General features: G+C 36.8%; 23 protein-coding genes. 15 read left to right on the top strand and 8 right to left on the bottom strand.

Going from position 1 to position 25,532, the window contains the following annotated elements:
• Positions 1-30 precede the first annotated feature (30 nt).
• The 8 genes from ABD005_RS00295 to ABD005_RS00330 form a co-directional block, all read right to left on the bottom strand.
• Positions 31-1,464 (bottom strand): DEAD/DEAH box helicase, encoded by a 1,434-nt coding sequence (locus tag ABD005_RS00295; protein WP_343813529.1) that lies wholly within the window; start codon positions 1,462-1,464, stop codon positions 31-33.
• A 289-nt stretch (positions 1,465-1,753) separates the two neighbouring features.
• Positions 1,754-3,418: a methyl-accepting chemotaxis protein gene (locus ABD005_RS00300; RefSeq protein WP_343813531.1), complete on the bottom strand. Its 1,665-nt coding sequence runs from the start codon at positions 3,416-3,418 to the stop codon at positions 1,754-1,756.
• Positions 3,419-3,665: 247 nt separating this feature from the next.
• On the bottom strand, positions 3,666-4,730 hold the full coding sequence (locus ABD005_RS00305) for an OmpA family protein (RefSeq protein ID WP_343813533.1): 1,065 nt from the start codon (positions 4,728-4,730) through the stop codon (positions 3,666-3,668).
• A gap of 92 nt (positions 4,731-4,822) precedes the next feature.
• Positions 4,823-6,247, bottom strand: coding sequence for an O-antigen ligase family protein (locus ABD005_RS00310; protein ID WP_343813535.1), 1,425 nt, complete (start codon positions 6,245-6,247; stop codon positions 4,823-4,825).
• Between the two features lie 88 nt (positions 6,248-6,335).
• Complete coding sequence (locus tag ABD005_RS00315; protein WP_343813536.1) at positions 6,336-6,776, bottom strand: hypothetical protein; 441 nt, start codon at positions 6,774-6,776, stop codon at positions 6,336-6,338.
• Between the two features lie 125 nt (positions 6,777-6,901).
• Positions 6,902-8,848: a bifunctional diguanylate cyclase/phosphodiesterase gene (locus ABD005_RS00320; protein WP_343813538.1), complete on the bottom strand. Its 1,947-nt coding sequence runs from the start codon at positions 8,846-8,848 to the stop codon at positions 6,902-6,904.
• Positions 8,849-8,924: 76 nt separating this feature from the next.
• The gene (locus tag ABD005_RS00325) at positions 8,925-9,611 is read right to left on the bottom strand and encodes a transglutaminase-like cysteine peptidase (RefSeq protein WP_343813540.1); all 687 of its coding nucleotides are present in this window, start codon (positions 9,609-9,611) and stop codon (positions 8,925-8,927) included.
• 269 nt (positions 9,612-9,880) lie between these two features.
• Complete coding sequence (locus ABD005_RS00330; RefSeq protein ID WP_343813542.1) at positions 9,881-10,555, bottom strand: PEP-CTERM sorting domain-containing protein; 675 nt, start codon at positions 10,553-10,555, stop codon at positions 9,881-9,883.
• A gap of 486 nt (positions 10,556-11,041) precedes the next feature.
• On the opposite strand from ABD005_RS00330, the gene ABD005_RS00335 reads away from it, so the two are divergent.
• The 15 genes from ABD005_RS00335 (at position 11,042) to ABD005_RS00405 (ending at position 25,487) form a co-directional block, all read left to right on the top strand.
• Positions 11,042-11,776, top strand: coding sequence for a glycosyltransferase family 2 protein (locus ABD005_RS00335; RefSeq protein WP_343813545.1), 735 nt, complete (start codon positions 11,042-11,044; stop codon positions 11,774-11,776).
• Positions 11,777-11,793: 17 nt separating this feature from the next.
• Positions 11,794-12,333, top strand: a complete 540-nt coding sequence (locus ABD005_RS00340; RefSeq protein ID WP_343813547.1) for an acyltransferase — start codon at positions 11,794-11,796, stop codon at positions 12,331-12,333.
• A gap of 60 nt (positions 12,334-12,393) precedes the next feature.
• Positions 12,394-13,389, top strand: coding sequence for a sulfotransferase family protein (locus ABD005_RS00345; protein WP_343813550.1), 996 nt, complete (start codon positions 12,394-12,396; stop codon positions 13,387-13,389).
• Complete coding sequence (locus ABD005_RS00350; RefSeq protein ID WP_343813553.1) at positions 13,382-14,614, top strand: glycosyltransferase; 1,233 nt, start codon at positions 13,382-13,384, stop codon at positions 14,612-14,614. The genes ABD005_RS00345 and ABD005_RS00350 overlap by 8 nt, the downstream gene beginning before the upstream one ends.
• Positions 14,604-15,416, top strand: a complete 813-nt coding sequence (locus ABD005_RS00355) for a WecB/TagA/CpsF family glycosyltransferase (RefSeq protein ID WP_343813556.1) — start codon at positions 14,604-14,606, stop codon at positions 15,414-15,416. Before ABD005_RS00350 ends, ABD005_RS00355 begins: the two co-directional genes overlap by 11 nt.
• Before the next feature lie 22 nt (positions 15,417-15,438).
• Entirely contained in the window at positions 15,439-16,746 is a 1,308-nt protein-coding gene (locus ABD005_RS00360) for an O-antigen ligase family protein (RefSeq protein ID WP_343813559.1), read from the top strand.
• The gene (locus tag ABD005_RS00365; protein WP_343813562.1) at positions 16,736-17,896 is read left to right on the top strand and encodes a hypothetical protein; all 1,161 of its coding nucleotides are present in this window, start codon (positions 16,736-16,738) and stop codon (positions 17,894-17,896) included. Before ABD005_RS00360 ends, ABD005_RS00365 begins: the two co-directional genes overlap by 11 nt.
• 25 nt (positions 17,897-17,921) lie before the next feature.
• Positions 17,922-18,353 carry a serine O-acetyltransferase gene (locus tag ABD005_RS00370; RefSeq protein WP_343813565.1) on the top strand — a complete coding sequence of 144 codons (432 nt, stop codon included), beginning with the start codon at positions 17,922-17,924 and terminating at the stop codon, positions 18,351-18,353.
• 28 nt (positions 18,354-18,381) lie between these two features.
• Complete coding sequence (locus tag ABD005_RS00375) at positions 18,382-19,560, top strand: phenylacetate--CoA ligase family protein (RefSeq protein ID WP_343813568.1); 1,179 nt, start codon at positions 18,382-18,384, stop codon at positions 19,558-19,560.
• Positions 19,561-19,573: 13 nt separating this feature from the next.
• On the top strand, positions 19,574-20,626 hold the full coding sequence (locus ABD005_RS00380; protein ID WP_343813571.1) for a glycosyltransferase family 4 protein: 1,053 nt from the start codon (positions 19,574-19,576) through the stop codon (positions 20,624-20,626).
• A gap of 2 nt (positions 20,627-20,628) precedes the next feature.
• Positions 20,629-21,795, top strand: coding sequence for an aspartate-semialdehyde dehydrogenase (locus ABD005_RS00385; RefSeq protein ID WP_343813574.1), 1,167 nt, complete (start codon positions 20,629-20,631; stop codon positions 21,793-21,795).
• 19 nt (positions 21,796-21,814) lie between these two features.
• Positions 21,815-22,570: a WecB/TagA/CpsF family glycosyltransferase gene (locus tag ABD005_RS00390; RefSeq protein WP_215978874.1), complete on the top strand. Its 756-nt coding sequence runs from the start codon at positions 21,815-21,817 to the stop codon at positions 22,568-22,570.
• A gap of 29 nt (positions 22,571-22,599) precedes the next feature.
• The gene (gene gmd, locus ABD005_RS00395; protein WP_343813580.1) at positions 22,600-23,703 is read left to right on the top strand and encodes a GDP-mannose 4,6-dehydratase; all 1,104 of its coding nucleotides are present in this window, start codon (positions 22,600-22,602) and stop codon (positions 23,701-23,703) included.
• 39 nt (positions 23,704-23,742) lie between these two features.
• Complete coding sequence (fcl, locus tag ABD005_RS00400; protein ID WP_343813583.1) at positions 23,743-24,708, top strand: GDP-L-fucose synthase; 966 nt, start codon at positions 23,743-23,745, stop codon at positions 24,706-24,708.
• 80 nt (positions 24,709-24,788) lie between these two features.
• Positions 24,789-25,487 carry a hypothetical protein gene (locus ABD005_RS00405; protein ID WP_343813585.1) on the top strand — a complete coding sequence of 233 codons (699 nt, stop codon included), beginning with the start codon at positions 24,789-24,791 and terminating at the stop codon, positions 25,485-25,487.
• The last annotated feature ends 45 nt before the right edge of the window (positions 25,488-25,532 follow it).

Consider the following 25,532-nt stretch of genomic DNA (forward strand, 5'->3'; position numbering starts at 1 on the left):
GCTAAGTTAGCAATAACTTAGCCCTTTTCATTATTTATTACGGTTAGGCTGTGCCGAAGTATTTCCTGTACTTTTATTATTAACGTGGTTTGCACGTCGAGGCTTTGCTTTAGGCTTATTTTGCTCGCTTTTAGCTTGATTATTGTTAGCTTTCGCTTTGTTTACGGCTTTACCTTGATTTGGTTTACCGCGGTTAGTACGCGGTTGATGGCCTCGAGCATTCTCACCAGAGCGCTGGCCATCTTTATGTTCAACCTTATCTTGTTTTAATTTTTTAGGTTTTTTCGCTTTTAATGGCTTCAATGGGCGTGAAGCGCCTAATTCATTAACTGGCACAAATGCTTCTAACACTTTACGCTCAATGTGCTGTTGAATAACATGCTCTATATCCCACAATAACTTCAACTCATCAGCACAAACTAACGAAACGGCTTGTCCGGTATTGCCTGCACGAGCCGTACGGCCAATACGATGAACATAATCTTCAGGCACATTAGGTAAATCAAAGTTAACCACTTGAGGAAGTAAGTCAATATCAATACCGCGCGCTGCAATATCAGTGGCAACAAGTATTTGTACAGTACCATCTTTAAAAGACGCTAACGCTTTAGTACGCGCACCTTGACTTTTATTACCATGAATAGCCGCAGCGGTTAAGCCCTGCTCTTCTAAATACTTAGTGAGTTTATTAGCGCCATGTTTGGTTTTAGTAAATACCAAAACTTGTCGCCAGCTATTTTCTTTGATCAATGACGTTAATACCGCTGGTTTACGCTTTTTATCAACCGCTGTTAGCCACTGCGTTACCTTTTCTGCCGTACTATTTTCAGGACTAACCGAAATTTCTAATGGGTTATTAACCAGTCCTTTAGCTAAGGCTCGAATATCTGGTGAAAATGTTGCTGAAAATAATAAGTTTTGACGCTTTTTAGGCAGTACTGAAATAATTTTCTTAATATCACGAATAAAGCCCATATCTAACATACGATCAGCTTCATCTAAAATCAGCACTTCTAGCTGGCTAAACTTAACCGCATTTTGATTATATAAATCCATCAAACGACCTGGAGTGGCCACCAAAACATCAACACCTTGGCGTAAACGCATCATTTGTGGATTAATTTTAACCCCGCCAAAAACTACCGTTGAATGTAAATTTAAATACTTACCATAATTAGTAATACTCTCACTTACTTGTGCCGCTAATTCACGTGTTGGTGTTATGACTAACGCTCTAACATTATTGGCTTTAACAGCCGGCCCTTTACTACTTGAAAGGCGCTCTAATAACGGTAAGGTAAAACCAGCAGTTTTACCTGTACCGGTTTGAGCTGCTGCCATAATATCTCTCCCTGAGATGACCGCAGGAATCGCCTGTGCTTGAATGGGAGATGGTGTATCGTACCCTTGGTCTCGAACGGCTTTAAGTAGTGGCTCAGATAAACCGAGGGCAGAAAAACTCATAAATTATCTCTTATGTTAAACAAAGTGAATTCAGTAAAAAAGTTCAGTAAAGGATATGCTGATAGCAATTAGAATGAACGGGCGTGCAGCATACAGTATGCGTAAGTGTAGTGCAATTTACTCTTAAGTTTTTAAATATTGTAGCAGCAACGAGTATTGTATCGAAGTACCGATGGCCCTATAAGAAATACCATATAAAAAAGGACTAAAGCCAACACCTTAGTCCTTTTTAAAAGCTATTAACGCTATATTAAATAAACAATTTACATAGCAATTAATACTAATGCTATTACACTTTAAATTGTGAAACTAGCTTACCTAAGGTTTCGCCCTCTGTAGCTAAATGGTCACTCACTTTAGAAGTATTTTCACTAGAGGTAGTTAACTCATTAACGATTTCTTGTATCGCAAAAACATTACGATTGATTTCTTCTGTCACTGTACTTTGCTCCATAGCTGCGGTCGCTATTTGAGTACTCATATCGTTAATAGCAATCACAGAAGACGTTACCGCCCCAAGGCTCTCTGAAATAGCTTGAGAGCTTTCCACTGAACGATTACAGCTTTGCTGACTTGAGTTCATGGTACTAACCGCATCAGAAACAAGCTTGTGCAGCTCAGATAACATATCGCCTATTTCTAACGTACTTTCTTGTGTTCTACTTGCTAAATTTCTAACTTCATCGGCAACAACAGCAAAGCCTCGCCCCTGCTCACCGGCACGTGCTGCCTCTATGGCAGCATTCAATGCTAATAGGTTAGTTTGTTCGGCAATACCGCCAATAACGGTTAACACGCTATTGATCTTTTTAGATTGCTCACTAAGCGAGTTAATTTGTGATGCTGCGGTATCTATTTCAGACATTAACTGAGAGACTTCTGTTAATGATAAGTCAACACACTCTTGAGCTTTAGCAACATCACCTGTTGCTGATTGAGTCGATTCAGCTACCTGCGTTGTATTTTGAGCAACTTCACTTGCCGTTGCTGACATTTCAGTAATGGCCGTTACGACCAGTTCGGTTTCATTGTTGTGATTACCTAACTGAGTTTTCATCAAGTTGGTTTGTTCGTTAATATTATCAGCGGCCGCTTTAACATCACGAGTTACATCAGTTACGTCTTTAATGATGCCTTGTAGTTTATCAACAAATAAATTAAACGAATTACCTAGTTGGCTTATTTCATCGTTACCTTCAACTAGTAGGCGTTTAGTTAAGTCCCCCTCCCCTTTAGCAATGTCATCTAAATTCATCACCATACGCTGTATTGGTTTAACAATAGTATTTGCCGCAAATAAAACGCCCAATATGGTCAACACCACCCAAAAAATAGCGATTAATAGTAAGTTAATTGCTTTGTCTTTCATGTGGTTTCTGGCGGTAGTATTATAACTAGTTAACTCTCGCTCAATATCATCCATATAAGTACCCGTACCGATTAGCCAATTAGTATTAGGCACCATAGCAACATAGCTAATTTTTTCGATTAACTGATCAGTATTGGGTTTTTGATAATGATAGGTATAAAACCCGCCACCAGCTTTGGCTTGCTTAATTAAGCCAACAATAATTTTTTTACCATTAGGGTCGGTAAGTGCTATTCTGTTTTTCCCTTCGTTTTCCGGCTGTAGCGCATGAAAAATTGTTTCACCTTCGGTGTCGTACATAAAGAAATAACCATCATCACCAAAGGTCACATTACGCAAAGCATCATTCACTTTAGCGTTTTCACCTAGGGATAGTTGATATTCAATAATTTTTATTGCAATTTCAATTTCTGTTTTTAAAAGGTTTTGCTTATCAGCTAATAACCGCTCCGAGAAAGTATTCATCTCTACTTTCAAATTCTTTGACTCAATATAATAAGTGCTTGCCAGCAAGCTAATAAGTAATAACGTTAATGGTAAAATAGCTAATAATAATAGTTTTTGCTTTAATCCTAACCTGGCCATGTAACTCTCCTTGCATTGATTAACGCTTATTAATCAAGACGAATAATTTTTCTGTATCCATATTGTATGCACAGAAATGGTTTTTAGCTAGAAATTAGTACTATGCACAAGGAAATAACCTTTAATAACAAAAAGATAATAATATGAGGCAGTAGAAAGTAACGTACTAACGGTGAAAAAAATCCCCAATCAAAGATTGAGGATTAAATTAACCTGAGTTCAGATTAAATTCCAAACATAAAACCAATTAACGCTTAATAGCAGTACGCTTATTGACTGAGACCGTTGCCATTATACGACGGTTTTGGGCATGAGCTGCTTCAGTATTAGCAGTATTAATAAGTCGACTTTCACCGTAACCAATAGCAGTTAGCCTACTCTCATTAATGTGGTATTCATTAACCAGTATTTTAACAATAGCATCAGCTCTTTGTTGAGATAGGTTTTTATTGTAGCTATCAATGCCTGGCGTTGACGCATGCCCTTCAATAGTAATTTTCGTCTCAGGGTTAGCGATAAGAAAATCAGCCATTGCCTGAATTTCAGTATGATATTCAGGCTTTACAATAGCTTGGTTATTATCAAAAGCAACTAACAGCTCAATTGACAATTTATCATTAATAAATACTGTACAGCCCTTCGCATCAACTTTATCAATAATAGGTGTATTAGCACAGTTGTCACGTGAGTCTTCCACGCCATCATTATCTGCATCTAATATTGCTGCAGTAGCTGCCGCGGGGGCTGCTTGACTCTTATCATTATCACCAAAGAAGTACACAAAACCGAGCTGCGCAGTAAGATCATCATAATGCTCTGAAAATTGATAGTGCGCTTTGGTCTCAAAATACAACGCCATGCGTTCGTTTAAGTAGTGGCGGTAACCTGCACCGATATTAGCTGAGATTTGTGACTGTTCAATATCTAAACTATTAACTCCCGTTAATAGATAGAAGTTTTTCTCTGTTGGGAAATATAACATATCAACAGACGCTGCAGAGCCATCCGAAGCAGCATAAGCACTATTGCGACTCTCTAAGTTAAATTGACTATAAGAAAAACGAAATTCTGTTGATGGTAACCAGCGGTAGCCGACCTCAAGACCTGCACCATTACCATAGTCTAACGATGACTTAGGATCAGCAGTCATCAGACGCTCATGGTCAGTTTCAATATGCATAACATGAACACCACTATACACTTTACCAACTAAGTCAATTGCATTAGGTTGGTCTGCTGCGGCATAAAAAGGCAGTACTAATGTAGAAGATATGGTCAGCGCTAATAAGCTAGGTAATAAAGATTTTTTCATTTTGGGGGCCTTATCAAGTTGATTACCTTATTGTATCTATAATAAAGTCATTGATACATAACTATCAAAGATAAATTATCGAGTTTAACGTATTAATAATTATGCGGTTGCGCAGCTTTTTTATGGTGGCTTTGTCCTCGTAATAAATGTCGAGATTGCCACGCCAATGTTAATACCAACACAAAATAACTAGCGTTTGCTGGTGACTGTAAATTAAAGTCAACACTACTATGAATAAGCATGCCAATGATTGCCATCATACAACCAAAAGCAGTGCCCTTCATCAAGCTGTTTTGTCGTTTCCGCATTGTATAAATTGTTTGTTTCAAACTCATTAAAACAATAGCAGCCAATAACATAGTAATGGGAATACCGTATTCAATAGTAAACTGCAAATAGTCATTATGAGCATGATCATAAAACAGCTTGATATCATCGCCCTTTACCATAGGAAAAATGGTATAAAAAGTTCCAGCGCCTGTACCCGTTATAGTAAAATCATTAATCAGTTCCAAACCATAGATATTAACTTCGTCGCGACTTTCCTGACTAAGTGCCGTTTGCTCAATACGAGTTTTTAGTTTATCTAAACCAAACCACGCACCTAAAATAAAGGTATCTATAACCAATAGGCTAACAAGTAAAATACTCAAACCTTTGCTGCGATGCTTATAATAGATAAAAGCGAAAATCCCCGTTGCACTCATTGCGATAAAAAAAGCAGCATTGCCCATGCGTGAGCGTGACATAACTAAACCAATAACCATTAATGCAAGCGCAATACGAAGAATGGCTTTCCCTTTTAACAAACTACCAATAAGCTCCCTTATTTGAGCCCTTTTATTGATGAATTTATTCTTTGATAAGCTGGCAACCAACAAACCAACTCCCATTGAAAGGCATAATAATAAAAAATTCGCAAAGTGATTTTTATAAATAAAACTCCCTGTAGCAATCGTGGAATTTTGCACTTCAAATATCCATGATAATTCATTACCAGACATGGCTTGTAAGCTACCATAAACGGCTTGAAAAGTTCCTGAACATACCATAACAAGCAAAAGCTGCTTTAAACGCTTTTCGCTTGTTACTAGTAATATAGAAAGTAACATTAACGCTAAATAGGCTACCCCTTTCAGCGAAGCAATATAGCTATCACTCGGTGATACAGAGAACGTTTGGAACTCATTTTTAGGTGCGCCATAAACGTCAATTAAATGAGGGCTAATCGCATAAACTAAGGAGCTAGGCAAAGGTGTATATTGAATAACAACCCATAGCTGAACCAGTAAAAAACTAACAATTAAAAGCTTGTAAGGTTTTAAAGCGTTAACTACGTTTTCATTAGTTTTAATCGCTAACAACAAGTAAGTAGCCAACATCAAAAAAGCAGCAACTTCTATGATGCCCCACGCCCAAGCTCGGTTAGAGCCTAAAGGGATAGGCAGCCAGAAAATAAGCAGTAAAAAACAGTTAAATAAAAGTACGTTAATATTTTTTATAGAGTTTGAAAACATAGGTATAAAGTAATATGTGGCCTGTATTCAATAAAAAAGGCCCTATAAAGGACCTTTGATAGCTGAGTTAAACTAATAATTCAGTGAATTAATTATCGGACGCGATCACGCCACCGTTTCGGCCACCTATAATTGGAGGAGCTGTGGCACCTGAAGGTGGAACAATAGCTAAATTACCACCTGCTGTAGGCTCTGATAAAGTTGCAACATCTCCGCCGCCAGCAATAGCAGCTAATAAAATATCGCCTGGTAACATCACACCTGTGTTAGCAACAGTCTGCATAATTTCTTGATGTTGTGCAGCAGGTGCTAACCCAATAGCTTGTTCGACTATTTGATCACCAAAATTAGGGCAACTGGTTGTTAAAACAGATACCGTATCTAATAAGTTAGTATTTTGTGCTGCTGTGAGTAACTCGGTAAAATTAGCACAGTCAACTTCTGTCACTTGACCTACTGTAGATTCTGCCGCAAAAGCAGTACTTGTAAGGGCAATACTTAAGCTTAAACCTAATACAACATTTTTCATGGTTTTCTCCTTTAACTAACTTAAAACACTTAAGCTAGTTAGTACATATAGTTATTATTCTAAATGCCATAGCATAAAAAATCAACAAGCTCTTTGCTATATCAATACTCTAAACACATTATTGATCACCATTGTAAAGGTTTATCAATGAAGTAGCCCTGAAAATAGTCAACAAATAATTTCTGAAGCTGGCTTTCCTGAGCTTCATTTTCAATTAATTCAGCAATAACTTCTATCTGTAAACTGTGCGCGATATTAACTAGAGATTGCACAAATAACTGATTTTCAGGTGATGAATCAATTTGTTGACTATAGCTGCCGTCAATTTTGACGTAGTCTGGCTTCACTTTCATCAGTTGAGTAAACGATGAAGTACTTGCCCCAAAATGCTCAAGGGTAACCTTGCAGCCTAACAGTTTCAGCTGCTTACTTAAGTAACAAACATTATTTGCATGTTGAATTAAGCTTTGTTCATTAATCTCAAATATGAACAATTCACAAAGCGGTTGATTTTCTGCTAGCGTATCAATTAGCCACTGACAAAAGCTTAAGTGCGCCAATGAAGCAGAATTAATATTAATAGCGACAGGAACAGTCAAAGCAGCCGCTTTTTGAATCACAGTATTAATAACCAGTTTATCAAACTCATGTGCTAAATTAACGCGCTGAGCCACAGCCATTAAGCTACCTGTAGGTATTAAGTCCCCCGTTTCAGTATGATTGAAACGTACATAAAGCTCCTGATGAATAACTTCACTTGCGCTATTTTTTATGTTTTGAGCAAAAAAGCTGAACTCCTTATTAGCTAATAGTTGCTCTAATTCTGCTTTCCATAATGTATTACCATGTTGCATTACCGAGTTAGGGGCAAACTCCCAACCTTGCGTTGTTGATGAAGCCATCATTAACGCCGTATCAGCTTTCATAAGTACTTCAGCCATACTATTTTCAGTTGAAAAGTCAGTAATACCAATATGCGCAAAATGATTCATATATGTATTATCCTCAACTTGACTAGCAGCTTGGTTAAATTTAAGCATCAACTCAACAGCAAGGTGGTGACAATTTTCTTTGTCTATATCTGGCAAAGTAACAGCAAAATCAGCACCCGCTAATCTATAAGCATTACTTTTACTCAGTAATTTGGAGTAGTTTAATGTGCTATTAATAAGCGAGACTGCTGTTTTTACATATTCATCACCAGCGGTATAGCCACTTTCTTTATTGATACTGTCGAGGTTCGACAAACGAATTATCATCAAAAAACCTGTTGTACTTTGCTCTTTATTGATCAGTAATGCTTCGAATTGATTATTGAAAGAGCGCCTATTGGCGAGTAAAGTCAACTCATCAATATAAGCGACTTTTTGGTAGTTTTCAGTTTGCTTAGTTAACTCATTAAAGAGGGTTTGTAAAATACGAGACATTCTATTCATCGCATTAACAAATAAGTTAAGCTCAATAGGTTTTGGAATTTCATTAACCTGAATAAAGTTACCTTGGCAGATTTCATCAGCTTGTTTAGCGGCTTTTTTGATAGGTGTAGTTATTGTTTTAAGTACAAGAGAGACTAAAGTGCCGGCAATCAAAAATAAGACTAAAATCATCCCTGTACTTTTTACAGCACTCTGCCAGAGCTGCTCATAGCCAATACCGGGGTGACTAGTTATTTCTAAAGTGCTCGGTTTTACCCAGCCATCATGCACCTCTGTTGATGATGTTGGCGGTGAAAGAGGAAATAAGCTAACAAACCATGAAGGCACACTTTCAAAAGTCATCGGGTTATTTTTACTTAAAATCACTTCCCCTTTGCTATTTTTTAATAACATCGATTGATAATAACCACTATCAAATATTGCACTCATCATGCCATCGACCATAGGTAAATCATCAGGATTACCAATAAACGGCTTAATCGATAGCCCTAAAGAAGTGGCAGTGTCTTTTGCATGAGATGATAACTGGCTATCAATATAATGACGTGTGTTATCCACATTAATCCATAAGCTCCCTAAAAATACTAAAGCTAAAACTAACGTTAATCCCAAATAAAGCTGTCTAGATAAACTCATAATTCTTTATCTCTTTATTAGCCTTATAAATATAAAGCAAATTAGTAGTGTAAATATACCCGATAAAACTCATAAACTAATGACCATGTTCAATTTTATTCATCAGACTTTCCCATGCACTATGCCCACCTTTATTTTTAATTTTTCTTCCTCGACCTTGTGCTTTAGCAGCCCATAAACCGTCAGCATTAAAACTATAAATAGGCTGTAGATCTCGTCGATAATTAGCAGGTAGTATTTGTTTATTGATATTATCAAGAATTAAAGGCATGGATTCAGGCTCTTTAAAGTAAGCCAATACCATATGTGACTGTTTGAGCTTGAGCGCTCGAACATACATTAGTCTTAGTTTTTCGGGTGCTATACCTAAAGCACGTAAAGTAAAATACTTTGCAATAGCAAAGTCTTCACAGTCACCTGCATTTCTTCCTAGAAATTCAATCGGAGTTGCCCAATAATCCTCTTGTTCCCAAACACGAATATCATCAACAAATCTTACTCGATTAAAAAAACGATTTACTTGCGCTAACTTTTCTTCTTCTTTTTCAGCTTGAACCGATAACACTAATTGCTGCCATTGCTCAACACGCTCTCTAGCTTCTTGGTTATATTCTTTTTCTACTTTATTAAATAAGTCAGGAGAAAATATATCAATAACAGCATCCGCATATAGCAAGCCAGAGCACCAAAAGAGCACAAACAATGTGAGGCGCAATTGCTTTTTAATTTTAATGCTTTGTACTACTATGCGTTGTGAGTACACTCAACGACCAACATTAGTAATAAATATTTGCTGTTTATAAAAGAATGCAATAAACATTATAAGTCTTCGCTATAAAGTAATTAATAGTATTGTATACATAAATTATAGAATCAATCCTCGGCAATAGTAAGCGTATTTGGTATTTTTCATGAATTTGAATGAATTAGTAACAAATAATTTAGTTATAGTCAGCTATAAACAAAAAAGACCTTAAGCTTTTCAGCAAAAGGTCTTTCTATACACTATTAGTAAATATTACTTATAGTAAATTATTTACTAAAACGTCTAAAACCAAATAGGCATAGCGCGGTACCAAATAAAACAATAGCTGCAGGCTCAGGCACTTCAACTTTAGCTGCGGTAATTACTCTAAGTTGGTCAGAATAAGGTGCTCTAGCAAATAAAGATAAATCTATTTGATTACCTGATACTGTAAATACATCATTTGTACCGTTAGCACCATAAAAGTCAGCCTCTAACTCTAAACCACGACCTAAAAAGTCAGTTGGGTAAGTAACACCTGCAACACCTAAAACACTGTCACTTTTACCTAAGTTCTTCGCAGTTTGTGGTTGAGCACCAGGTCTGCTTCCTGTCCAGATAACAGCAAGAATTTTAGTGTCGAAAAAGTGTGTACCCGTAGCATTGAAAGAGCCACGACTATAGTCGGTACCCACAGCATCATAGTTAAAAATAAAGCTATTCACCGTAGTACCAGCAAGCAAACTACCTGAAAGACCCGTTGCTGCAAGAAAATCAACATCAAGGTCTGCACCCAGCATTACATTTTGACGTTCTGCATATAAAAAGATATCGGTATCACTTTCAGGGTTAGAGTTAACCTCTAATGATGATGGAATTGCGTTACCCGAAATAATACCTGCATTAGCAAAATTAACTAATGAAGATAAAGTGATAAGTGAAATAAGAATACTTTTAAGCATGGATGTTACTCCTATAAATTATATTAACCATTTCAATACAGCATGTTAGTGCAATATAAATGGACTGCAAACATTATACCGAGAACTATGCATAATTTACGCCAATAAAAATAAATACTTTATTTACAAAGTGTTAGAAACGTCGTATTTTTAAAGAATGAAATAAAAAAGCACTATGTAAAGAAAGCTGACACAAAAAACATCTAATATTTCAATAATTTCGCTTTATGTTATAAAGTACTTAGGGACTGTTGATCTTTCGAGATTGTTTTTGCAGTTTTTTGTTGGTGTTTGTATTTATACAAGGCAGAGCCTTAGTAATGTAGTTATTCAGGACAATAAGCGCCTGCATTGTCTAATAAGCTACATCCATGTAGCGTTACCTAAAAAGGCGATAACGCAGTAAAAATGACCTACAAACGCTGCCCTAAGGATTCCGCTAGATACTATTTGGCTATTATTCCTTGCAATGACAAAGAGACTAATATGAACACCAAGCTCACCGTAATAACACCTGTTCTAAATGGTATTAACACCATTGCTGATTGCATAGCCTCAGTTAAAGCTCAAAATTACAAGTATATAGAACATATTATTATTGATGGAAACTCCACTGATGGCACCGTAGCTTTTGTTTTATCACAAGGGCTTAGATGTGTAAGTGAAAATGACACGGGTGTTTATGACGCTTTTAATAAAGGGATACTCATGGCTGATGGTGATGTTATACATATATTAAATGCCGATGATTGCTATGCACATGAGCAAGTCGTTAGCAATGTTATGGCGACCATAACACAAGAAGAGTCTGACTTATGTCATGGTTACATTCATCAGGTTAACAGCCAAGGGAATGTAGTACAACGCGTTGGTAAGCAATTAACTAAGAATGAATTATTACAAAAAATGCGAATTGCCCACCCCTCCGTTTTTGTGAGAAAGTCGGTTTATGATAACTACGGTCGCTTTAGCCAAGGCTTTAAAGTAGCTGGCGATCATGAGTTTCTTTTGCGTGTTTGGTCTAAAGTACGTATCAGCTTTATTCCTGAGGTTTTAGTTAACATGCGCTTAGGTGGATTAAGCAACTCGCAAGTAAGTTTAAGTTATCGTGAATCTATGGCTGCTGCGCTAATACACGGTGCAAATCCTTTAAATGCCTTAGCAAGATATTACCTTGAGCTGTTAAAAAATAAGTTACTCAGCTTTCGGTCCATAAAATAATGAGTGAGTATTAAGCGATGACATTACGTCCCGTATTATGGGGGTTTAGAACATTAATAATCCTGTGCTACTTAAAAATATTTCATCAAGCAAAGGGTTGGAAGTACTTTTTTGGCTCCTGGAATAACTTTAGATGCACACAAGGTAAGCTGAAGCTTTCAGGCGGAATATGGATTGAATCACTGGCGTTATGTCATTGCACTGGCGGCAACATTTCCATAGGGAAACGAACCTTCATTAACCGTTTTGCAAGTATTGTCAGTAGAGAAAATATTATAATTGGCGATGATGTGCTTATTGGCGATCATGTATCTATTTATGATCATGATCACCGTTTGTCTAATTTACCTACCACTTACGGACAGCAAGGTTTTGTTTCAGCTGAAATACATATTGCCAATAATGTATGGATTGGCTGCCACAGTACAATATTAAAAGGGGTAAATATTGGTGAAAACAGCGTTATTGGTGCAGGCTCAGTAGTAACAAAGTCAGTACCTGAAAACGAGCTTTGGGCTGGTTCGCCAGCCAAGTTTATAAAAAAAATAGCGAACTAACCAAAGCGCTAGTTTTAAAACGAATATTAACCCGAATTTAACAGAAATAAGATTAATAATATGACGCCAGTATTTATATTTTCTACCCCTAGGGCAGGCTCCACTCTGCTACAAAGAATACTTGCTTGTCATGAAAAAATAGCAACTAGCCCTGAACCATGGATTTTACTCCCGTTACTGTCAATGACAAAAAGCAGCTCAGCTTGTCATACTTATACCTCAAGTTACTCTGTTGAAACCTGTGCAAAAGCCATTAAAAGCTTCACCAGTAACATCAATCAAGTAGCGGATAAAAATAACTCCGCGCATTACCAAAAGCTACTTGAAAACTTTGTCTTATCACTATACCAAGCAGCCTCAGAAAATAATGAAGACTTTTTTGTTGATAAAACCCCTCGTTATTACTACATCGTTAATGAAATTATTAAGTTACTTCCCCATGCAAAATTTATTTTTTTATTCAGAAACCCACTGCAAACATACGCCTCAGTACTAACAACATGGAATAATAATAATTTCTTTAAGTTGTATAGAAATAAAGATGATTTATACCTCGCCCCCAAGTTATTATCGAGTGCTTATAAAAATCATCAAAACCAGTCTATTGCTATCAATTACGATGATTTAGTCACTAATACTGCCGTAACTCTCAAGCAAGTTTTTGAATACCTTAACATTGCAGAATTAGCTCCCGAGAAACTCTGCTTAACAGAACAAAAATTTGCTCCTAATGAGATGGGTGACCCCACAGGACAATACAAATACAAAGAAGTAAGCGCTAACTCCATTAATAATTGGCAAGAAATAATAAATAACCCAGTACGAAAATGGTATATGAAGCGCTACCTAACTCACTTAGGTGAAAACGTTGCACAACACTACGGTTATTCAACGCAAGCATTACAACAGCAAGTAGACTCTCTCCCCACTCAAAACAATGCCGGATTACTTTCTGATCTACTTGGTATTATTTATCATAACTTAGTTTGCAAGTTGAAATTAAACTTAATATTTTCAAAAAAGCACAACCAACGTAATAGCGGCTTTTATGACTAAGAGCACTCCTCAGGTAGAAACACCTATAGTTACTAAACCAAGTAAAGTGATGAGAATACTATTTTGTCATAATTATTATCAACAAGGTGGCGGAGAAGATGTCGCTTTAGAAAATGAAATGGCCTTACTTAAAAAGCAGGGTCACGATGTGCAACTTTACAGCGTGTCGAACCATCAAATAGTGAGTTTTTGGCAAAAATTGTGCGTCAGTTTTCACCTTACTTACTCATGGTACTACAAGGCAGAGTTTACAAAGTTTATTCAAGACTTTAAGCCTGATGTGGTTCACGTACATAATTTTTTTCCACTACTCACGCCTGCAATATTTGATGCTTGCTATGAACATAACACCCCTGTTGTACATACCTTGCATAACTATCGACTATTATGTCCTAGCGCTACGCTGTTTATTCAAGGTACAAACAACCAAGAAAGCATTACCAAAAGCGCCTATGCCGTAGTGAAGCATAAGCCTTATAAAAACTCCTTCTTGGGTACTTTTATCCTTGCTAGAGCCATTGAAAAGTATAAAAAATCACGCATCTGGGTTACAAAAGTAAATCATTTTATCGCCCCTTCCTCTTGCTTAAAAAACATTTACGTTAATGCTGGTTTCTCCGCAGAAAGCATAACCGTAAAACCTCATTTTATAGACTCTATTGAAACACCTATAACATCATTAACACGCACTGATAAATATGCCGTATTTATTGGCAGGCTTACACACGAAAAAGGTATAGAGCTATTATTAGAGAGTTGGCGTGAAAGTGACATTGAGCTACGTGTTTATGGTGCTGGCCCACTCACTTATAAAGTAGGCGCTAAAAAACAAAAAAACATTCGCTATATGGGTGAGGTCAGTAAAGAGCAAGTATTAAAAGCGCTGGCCACTAGCCAATATTTAATCATGCCAACATTATGGCAAGAGCCCTTTGGTTTTGTGGTTATTGAGGCATTCTCACAAGGTATTCCTGTGATTGCCAGCAACATTGGGGCTATGCCTGAGCTAATTAAACACCATAAAAACGGTTTATTGTTCAAAGCAAATAGCCGTAATGAATTGCAAAATCAAATAGATGTAATGAAAAATATTGAAAAACGCGATAATATGGCACAACAAGCGCAACTCGACTTTAACCAAAAATATAGCGCGCAAGTAAATTACCCACAACTGCTTTCTATATATCAAAGTGTGATTGCTAGGAAACCACAACGTGCTAACTAAAAGTAACATTTTATCGCTCAGCGTAAATGTCATAAGTATTGCCCAAGCGGTTGAGCATATTATAACGCTCGCCGTTAAAAAGTCAGCCGCTTACGTTTGTGTCTCGAATGTGCATATGTGCATGGAAGCCTTTGACGATATAAGCTTTCAACATATCATTAACAATGCTGACTTAGTTGTTGCTGATGGTAGGCCTATTTATTGGGCACAAAAAATATTAGGCCACAAGCAAGCACAACAAGTACGAGGTCAAGATTTAATGACTGAACTTTGTGCATACAGCGCTGATAAAAAATTAAATATAGGTCTTTATGGCGGGAGTTGCGATAAGGTATTAACTAAGGTTATTCACGAGCTAAAACAACAGTTTCCTAATATCCGCATTACTTATTATTTCTCGCCGCCATTTCCTGAGCTTGCTGAGTCTAATGCGGCAAAAAAATCAGGTATTAATGCCGAGTTAAGTCGTGATACAGACCAGCAATTAAATGTCACTGTAATCGACAATATCAATAACGCAAACGTTGATATATTATTTGTAGGTATTGGTTGCCCAAAACAAGAACGTTGGATGGCTGAAAACTCCGTAAAAACATCCTGTGTTATGCTAGGTGTTGGCGCTGCTTTTGACTTTATTGCAAGAGAGAAAAAACACGCGCCTAAGTGGATGCAACAGTCGGGGCTGGAATGGTTCTATCGTTTATTAGCAGAGCCTAAACGTTTAGCGGGTAGATACCTAAAGCAAAACCCCAGATTTGTTTACCATTTTTTAAAGCAATTATTGAATAAAAGCATACAATAGCACTCTTTTTGGATGATGAACCTTGAAAATTAAAGTAACTCCAACGCCACTAAAAGCAATAATTGCCTTGTTGATATTGGTTGCTCAGTCTTTTATTCAAAAGTTAGCAATATCTGAAAGCATCTCATTTTTAAAAATTATTGATGAGCTAGTAGTGCTCTACTGTATTCCTTTTGCAATAAGAGTAGGCTTGCGTTTATTCCATCAAAGTAAAGTATTTAAAGGTTTCTTCTTTCTAATAAGTATCTATTGGTTATTTGCCATAACTTCATCATTATTCGGTGTAGGTAGTATTGCTCAAGCACTTTATCAGTTTGTACTCGACTCAAAATACATTATTGTTTTTCTTTATTGCTATGGTGCATATCGCGAAGGCATTAGTGAACTTTACTTAAGTCGATTTTTCAAAATAATGGTGCTTGTTAACGTTCCTTTTGTATTACTACAGTTATTAGCTCCTTCCGCTTACGATGCTATATTTCCAACTGGCGCGCATCACGGATCATTTTTTACCACTAGCGGCGATGCATTAACAAGAACAGCAGGAATATTTTGGTTTACTGGGCTACTGGCTTTCTTCTCTTCCTTAGCCTCAGGTTTTTTCTTAATAAGCATATGGAAGGGAAATGCAAAAAAATCTAATTACCTTTATTTAGCATTGTCATTACTACTTTTAATATCAACCTTATCACGCGGTGAAATAGGTGCGTTTATCTTAGCCATTGCTGCAACCTACATATTCTTTATTTCGAGTCAGAAAATCAGGCATATCAATTTAATATTCATTAGTGCTATTTTAACCTCTCTAATCTTAAGCAATCTGGATATGATTAGGATATCACTAGAGGAAATAGGCTTTTCGCAAACAGGTGCAGGATTAACCCCTTCTCCCAGAGCTCAAATGATGTCATCAGCAATCAGCGAGGCCAATGAAAATTTTCCTTTAGGCGCAGGACTGGGAACTTTAGGCGGACAAGCGGCGGTTGTGTACGATAGTGATCTTTTTTACAAACATGGCTTTCAATATTTGTGGTACTTTCACCATGGTTTATTTCTAACGGATACTTATTGGCCCAAAGTGTTTGCCGAGGTCGGTTGGGTTGGTGCAATAATATTATTCTTAGTTTATGGTTACTACCCAAAATCATATTTGCGACAACCAAACAACCTCCCATTTGCTGGAAAATTTAGTTTCTTTGCTATGACGGTATTATTAATTAATAGTTTTTCAGCACCTGTATATAATTCTGTGGACTTAATTATTATGGTTTTATTTTTAGCGGGCTTTGAGAGACATAACAACATGAAAAATATTAATAGTGCTCAATAAAATTAATAACAAAATATTGCCTCTGATAACGGTTGGTTTTCCTGGCGGCTATAAATTTCTCATTGTCTTGGTTGTTACTTCTCTTGCCAGTGCAGCAATAGCAACAGACTTTTCTAAAATGTTCTTTTGGGTAGCCTTACTAGTTACATTTTCAGGACTGCCTGTAGCATCATTAATGGTTTCACCGCAGTTTATACTCACAATCAAACATAAAGGCATTTTGATTTTGCTATCATCAATCATCGCCTTTATTGTTGCCTATTCCATTGAGTTACACCAATACAGTTATATCGATAATTTATTTATTTATTCCTCGGCATTATGCTTATCAATATACGAAATTTTAAAGCGTGATTTTCTAAATAACGCAGACTTTAATTCATTATTTATGGCCTCATGCCTTAGCTTAATGATAGTTTTCACCTTACTTTTAGTTTTATACCTTTTTAAAACCTCAAGCGCTGAACTTATACTAATAGCAACATTTACTGCGCTAATGCTACCTCTACTTTATTTACATACAATTAAGAAGCCAGCACCCATAGCGAATCAATCATCGTTTTCTGATATAGCAGCAGGCTTTGTCAAATACACTTTATCTAACGCAACATCAACATCACTGTTGTTTGCACTCCCACTTGTATTACTTGCTGAAATGGGTGATGTAATCGCGGCCGATTTAGCTCAAGTTTTTTACTTTACCTCACTCACCTATTTAATTCCTCATGCTTTATCAGCTAAGCATATACCCAACATGCGTCAATACGGTATAGTACCAGGTGATGTAACAAGCTTTTTCTTGTCTATTTTTATCTTTGTAGTATTTACTTCACTTCTTGCCCTACCGCTCATTCAACACTTTTATACACAATGGATAGTTTACTTGATGTTATTCATTGCAATGCAAATATCACAGCTGAGCCTACCATTTTCTAATGTTTTAATGGTAAAAGGACAAGCGAATAAGATTTTAAAAGTAAATATTGTTGCCAGTACAGTACTTGTTATATTAATTACACTAATTATGTTTAATGTAACCGCAGGGGATAATCGTGCGAAATTATTATTATTAAGCTTTATCGGGTTTCAACTACTTAAACTACTCCTAAACTACTCAAGCGCCAAAGAGTACATTCGAGTAACTCATTAAATCATCTGATTAAACGGACAAGAGCATGTTTTTATACCGAATAGGCCACAAATTACATCAATATAAAATTCCTTTGATACCTAAGGTTATTAACGCACTCATTCGATTAATTCATAATTGTGCGATTTATAGCGAAACAACAATAGGCAAAGGAACGATATTCGGTTATGGCGGTATTGGCGTTGTTATTCACAAACGCTCAATCATTGGAAGCAATTGTATCATTGGTACTAATGTTACCATTGGAGGTCGCTCCAAGAGCTTAGGTGTCCCTATTATTGGTAACAATGTATATATTGCTACTGGAGCAAAAATATTAGGTGATTTAACAATTGGCGATAATAGTGTTATTGGTGCTAATGCTGTCGTTATTAACAATGTAGCCGCTAATTGTGTTGCTGCAGGCGTGCCAGCAAAAATAATTAAAACTAACATCGATATTAATGATTTTATTTAAATCATTTTAAGAGTGTGAGCGATAAACTATGGTAAAAGATTTTTTTTGGTGGCTATTTAAAGAAAACATTGTAATTAATCTTATTTATCGAGAGTTTTTTACATTGTTCTTTTCTAAAAAACAAGCTCAATATAATTTAGAACAAGACGATGTGATCAGTAAAGAGTATATAATTGAGCATTATAAAAATAAGCAGCCCCGTTGGGCAATTAAAGGCTATAGCAGCGGAACAACAAATACTCCTTTAACAGTGTACCGCAGTATTCCGTCAATTTTTCTTGAAGAGTATATTGTAAAAAGTTATTTAAAATACATAGGGGTTCCCTTGCGCCCTAATATTGTTATTTTACGTGGCGACAATATAAAAACCACGGCACAAAAATTTTGGATTAAAATGCCTTTTAGCCAACGTTTAATTATGTCCTCTTATCACATATCAGAACAAACAGCCTTAGCCTATTTCAAGGCACTAGAACAATATAAACCCCATATTATTTTTGCTTACCCTAGTTCAATTACTTTACTTGCTAAGTATGCACAAAAGTTAAACTGGAAACCTAGCTGGAACTTATCGGGGGTATTAACCTCAAGCGAAAATTTTTCAGCGACCAACCAAAAAATAGTACGAACCATTTTTGGTCAAGTTTATGATCACTATGGACAAGCTGAGCGTGTTGCAGTATTACAGCAATGCAAACAAGGTAACTATCATGTTAGAAATGATTACTCGTATGTAGAGTTTTTAGTGGACGAACATGGCACTAAAATTGTTGGGACCAATCTTCATAATAAGTCTATGCCACTAAAGCGTTATGATACCCATGACTATATTGAGGGCTTAAATAGTGAAGGAAGTTGCATATGCGGAAATAAATCCGATTATGTAAAACGAATTCTAGGACGAGATGATGACTATATTATTTTAAATGATGGACGTCAGATTGGCCGGCTAGACACAGCATTTAAAGGAGTTAACGGTCTAATTGAGTGTCAATTAGAGCAAACACGATTAACTGAGCTAATTGTTAGGTATGTTCCCACACTAAATGCAAACACAAGTAATTTACAACTGACTATAAAACAAAACCTAACACAAAAGTTAGGTAACGATATCAATATATTGTTTGAACAGGTAAACGAAGTACCAAGAACCAAAGCAGGTAAATTTAAAAGTGTTATAAGAAGTAAGGCTGTTTCTAATGCTTAGTAAGAAGAACTTAATGATAAGCACCGACCCTAAGGGACAAGGAGGGATTGCAACGGTTGTTAGTAGTTATAATAAAGATGGCTTATTTAATACATCACACTTTACTTTGATCAAAACGCATTCAAGTGATAGTAAAAATAAATTAAGTGCTGCTATATTATTTTTCAGTAGCCTGTTAAAAGTTATTTTTTACGGGCTACTTTTTAACTTAGGTATTGTTCATGTTCATATGGCCTCACGAGGAAGTTATCTTAGAAAATCAATAATTTTACGTGTTGCCAAAAAGCTTGGTGCTAAAACGATTATTCACTTACATGGTGGTGAATTTGAAAGCTTTTATCACAAAGAGTGTTCTGACAAGAAAAAAACACACATTAAAAAAACCTTCAACATGGCTGATAAAATTATTGTTTTATCTTCGTCTGCGTTAACTTGGGTTAATAGTATAGTTGATGATAAAACCAAAACTTGTATCGTTTACAATGCCGTTCCAGCTATATCGCTCCCACCAAAAAAATCAGTGCAAGCTAATATTTTGTTTTTAGGACGGTTAAGTAAAAATAAAGGCGTTGACGACCTTATTCATGCTTTCGCTCAACTCAGTGTTACATACCCTCATCTGAAATTGTTACTGGCTGGCGACGGTGATCCGACAAAGTATAAAACCTTAGCCGCAAAGTTAGGCGTTATCAACCATGTTAATTTTTTGGGCTGGGTATCTGGGACTCAAAAGAAACAATATTTAGCTGATGCTACAGTGTATTGTCTACCTAGCTATTATGAAGGTTTTCCCATGGGAGTTTTAGAGGCAATGTCCGCGGGTATTCCAGTAGTTGCTTCCACTGCAGGCGGAATTCCCGATGCTATTACCAATAAACAAGAAGGTTTGTTAGTGAAAGCTGGCGATGTTGGCGCTCTTACAGAAGCTTTACGCTCTTTGCTCAGTGATGAGAAGTTAAGAGCCCAATATAGTGATGCTGCGAAAATAAAGTATCAAGAAAATTTCAGCCCTGATGTGATAATTCCGCAATTAAAAAATATTTACAAAGAGCTCTTGGACAAGTAACCATGCAACAACCTATGGCATTAATTACCCATAACATCCTGATGGACGCACAACACTATAATTACGCCGGCCAAGATCCCTTTGACGGTTTAAACAGTAAATTTTTCACTGTTTTTCCTAAACTAAAAAAAGGCTTATTTGGCTTAGCGTGGATACAAGTAAATAAACGTTCCGTTGTAAATTTACGCCCACTATTAGCAGTACCTAAAAAACGTAACCCTAAGGGTATTGGCTTATTTATTTTAGGATTACTTGAAGATTATCAACGCACGCAAGAGCCACATTATTTAAATGAGGCCGTTAAACTTGGTGATTGGTTGTTAACTCAACAAAGTGATATATCACTTTGGCAGCATGCTTGCTGGGGGTATCACTTTGACTGGAACGCACGCGCCTTTTTTGTCCCCAAAGGTAAGCCTAATATTATTACCACCATTTATGTTGCGCAAGCGTTGTACGCGTTAAGTGAAGTAACCAATGAAAATAAATATAAAGAGCCTGCATTAGATGCTGCTCATTTCATTGTAAAAACCTTATATTGCGAACATGAAAATAGAACGTTTTTTGCCTATATTCCTGGTGAAACTGCTTTTGTGCATAATGCCAGTTTGTGGGGCGCGGCATGGGTTGGTTTTGTTGGCTCTTTAACGGGTAATACTGAATATAAAAACTTAGCGCTGCGTGTTGCCCACCAATCAGTTAAAGAACAAGCAACTGATGGCTCTTGGGTGTACGGTGCTAGGCATCATCATCAATTTATTGATGGTTTTCATACTGGCTATAACTTAGAGGCGCTACATATATTAGCTACTGCATTACAAACTTCAGAGTTTGATAATGCTATACGACAAGGGTTAGCTTATTATAAAGCGCATTTATTTGAACAAGATGGTACGGCAAAATACTATCATAACAATCGCTATCCACTTGATATGCATTGTGTATCGCAGGCGATATTCACTTTATTAAAAGTGGGCGGCACACAAAATGATTTTGACCTTGTTGAGCAAATAATTAATAAATCTATAGAAACTTTGTACTTACCTAAAGAAAAGCGTTTTGTTTATCAAAAGCATAAGAATTTCATCAACAAAGTAAACTACATTCGTTGGACGCAAGCTTGGGTGTATTACTCATTCGCTTACTTTAATCGTGTCAGCACACAGTAAAGGAAAAACAAGGAATATAATGGCTAGAATCACCTTCTTAGGCATACCAATGGACAGCTTAACCATGGCAGAGTCTGTTGCTTATATTGAACATAAAGTTCAAAGTAATGCGTTTTTACAGCACGTGGTGGTTAATGTTGCCAAGTTAGTGCATATGCAAAAAGATCCTAAGCTGACGGAGTCGGTGACAGCCTGTGAAATGATTAATATTGATGGCATGGGCGTAGTGCTAGGCGCTCGTTTTTGTGGTCATCAAGTACCTGAGCGCGTTGCTGGTGTTGATTTGTTTCATGAGTTACTCATAATGAGCGCCAAACAAGAGTTTCCTGTATTTTTACTCGGCGCTAAAGCTGACGTGGTAGAGAAAACCGCATCAACAGTAAAGTCCCTCTACCCTAAACTAACAATTGCTGGTTTTCATCATGGTTACTTTTGGGATAACGACGGCGCTGATGAACAGGCTGTTGTTGAACAAATTAAAGCTTCTGGTGCCAAGTTATTATTTGTTGCTATTACCTCTCCTAAGAAAGAAAACTTCATTAACAAATGGCAAAATCAACTGGGTGTTAACTTCGTTATGGGCGTAGGCGGTACTTTTGATGTGGTGTCAGGTACAGTAAAGCGCGCACCTAAATGGATGCAAAACTATGGTTTAGAATGGTTTTATCGTATTATTCAGGAGCCTAGAAGAATGTGGAAGCGCTACTTAGTTACCAATACACAATTCTTATGGTTATTAATCAAAGAAAAGTTTTCGCCTAAAAAGCACCAATAATAAAATCGCTAAAGCAAGGTAAATACCCGATGAAAAAAGCACTTATCACAGGCGTAACTGGTCAAGACGGCTCATACCTTGCTGAGTTATTATTAGAAAAAGGTTATGAAGTACATGGTATTAAACGTCGTTCATCATCATTAAATACCGAACGCATAGATCATATTTATCAAGACATTCATAGCAGCAACCCTAATTTTTTTCTTCATTATGGTGACTTAACAGACACTTCAAATTTAACACAAATTCTGGCTAAAGTAGCGCCCGATGAAGTTTATAACCTTGCAGCACAAAGCCATGTAGCGGTCTCATTTGAGTGTCCAGAATATACCTCAGAAGTTGATGGCTTAGGTACATTACGATTGCTAGAAGCGATACGATTTTTAGGTATGGAAAAAAAGATACGTTTTTTTCAAGCCTCAACATCAGAGCTTTACGGTAAAGTTACGCAAAGCCCACAAACTGAAACTACCCCTTTTCACCCTCGCTCACCATATGGTGTTGCTAAAATGTACGCTTATTGGATTGTGGTTAATTATCGTGAAGCTTATGGGTTACATGCAAGCAATGGTATTTTGTTTAACCATGAATCTCCACGTCGTGGTGAAACCTTTGTTACCCGTAAAATAACTCGCGCCCTTGCTAACATCGCCCAAGGTTTAGATAAGTGTTTATATTTAGGTAATTTAGATGCGTTACGAGATTGGGGACATGCCCAAGATTACGTAAAAGCACAATGGTTAATGTTACAACAAGAGCAAGCAGATGATTATGTTATTGCCACAGGTAAACAACATTCTGTCCGTCAGTTTGTAGAGCTTGCTGCTCAAAAACTTGGGGTAACTATAACTTGGCAAGGTCAAGGTATTAATGAGCAAGGCATTGTTAGCGCAATTTCTGGCGATGAATGTCCTCATATAAAATGCGGTGACGTTATCGTTAAAATTGATGAGAAATATTTCAGACCCGCCGAGGTCGACAGTTTATTAGGCGATGCCAGTAAGGCTCAGAAAAACCTCGGTTGGCGAGCTGAAAAAGACTTTACCACTTTAGTTAGTGACATGTTGCAACACGATTTGCGTATAGCCAAAAAGAATGCATTATTAAAGTCTCATGGTTATGATGTTAACTAATCAGTTTCAGCAAGCTCATAATAGCGCGGTAATAAGTAAATGAAGAAAACACGGGTATTTGTTGCTGGTCATCAAGGTATGGTTGGCTCCGCATTAGTTAAGTTGCTAGCTTCTCGCTCTGATTTAGAGTTAGTTGTACGATCGCGTGCCGAGCTTGATTTATCAAACCAACAATTGGTCAGTGAATTTTTTCAAGAGAACGCAATAGCACAAGTTTACTTGGCTGCTGCTAAGGTAGGAGGAATACAGGCAAATAGCAGTTACCCTGCTGATTTTATTTATGAGAACTTAATGATTCAGTGTAATGTTATCCACGCTGCTCACGTAGCAAATATCAATCAATTATTATTTTTGGGATCATCATGCATCTACCCGAAAATCACTGAACAACCTATTAGTGAGTCGGCATTATTAACCGGGGAGCTAGAGCCAACTAATGAGCCTTACGCTATTGCAAAAATTGCCGGCATTAAATTGTGTGAAGCATACAACCGTCAATATGCCCGACAATATCGCTCAATTATGCCAACAAACCTTTATGGTGAAAATGATAACTTCCACCCAACTAACAGTCATGTTATTCCAGCATTGATCGCACGTTTTCATCAGGCTAAAGTGAGTAACGCTTCAACAATCAGTATTTGGGGCAGTGGCAATGCACAGCGAGAGTTTTTACACGTTAATGATTTAGCCGCTGCTGCTATTCATGTGATGGAATTACCAGAGCAAACCTATAATGCACACACTCAACCTACCGTAAGTCACCTTAATATTGGCACAGGAAAAGATTGCACTATAAAAGAGTTAGCGCAAACACTTGCGAGTATTATTGGTTATCAAGGTGAGATAGTTTTTGATCAGTCTAAACCTGATGGCACACCAAAAAAGTGCTTAAATGTATCGCGTATGCATGCATTGGGTTGGCAGCATAAAATTTCTCTTGAACAGGGTTTAGCAGATACTTATCAATGGTATTTGAATCAAGAAACCTTACGTCACAGCTAATCGTTTGAACGGGTTCATTTGGGTGTAACTATTTAACTCACTTAAGGACAACAACCTAGACCAAAACTAAGGTTTTTCATGTGAACTTATTACCAACAGCACTAAAACATAAGTTATTTTCATGGGTTGCTAGCAGCCCTACTTTACTTAATATTTATTACGGGCAACGCCAGAAGTTTAAAGGGCTATTAGTAAATTCATCAACAGATATTGTTATTGAGGGCTTTCCGCGTAGCGCTAATACTTTTGCGGTCATTGCTTTTAAACAAGCGCAAGTAAAAGAATACCAAGTAGCGCATCACTTACATGCTGAAGCACAGCTTAAGCTGGCCGTAAAATACAATACCCCCGCTATTGTTGTACTGCGTGAGCCAATATCGGCAATCAGCTCGTTACTAGTGCGTGATTCAAACTATAACGCTACTCAGGCTTTACAACGCTACATTGATTTTTATACCGTGGTTAAAGCGCTGAAAGCTCAGCTCGTTATTGCTGAGTTTAATGAAGTTACTCAAAATATGGGTGCTATTATTAAGCGCTGCAATACTCAGTTTTCTCGAAATTTTTTAAGCTTTGATCATACCAGTGCCAATACTCAAAATGTATTTGACGAAATAAAAGCAATTAATCAAAGAAAAGAACAAGGTAAACCATCAATGATAGCGATGCCAAACAAGGAAAAAGAACATCGCCAAATAGAATATTTATCTGAAATAAACAATCATCCACTATTCACAACAGCCAATAATTTATATATTTCATTGAAAAGCACTCCATAGCGACACAGCTAAAGCTATTGAGATAATGCAGAAAACAGTTAAACG

Origin of the sequence: Colwellia asteriadis, assembly GCF_039523295.1 — a bacterium.
Taxonomy (GTDB): Bacteria; Pseudomonadota; Gammaproteobacteria; order Enterobacterales; family Alteromonadaceae; genus Colwellia; species Colwellia asteriadis.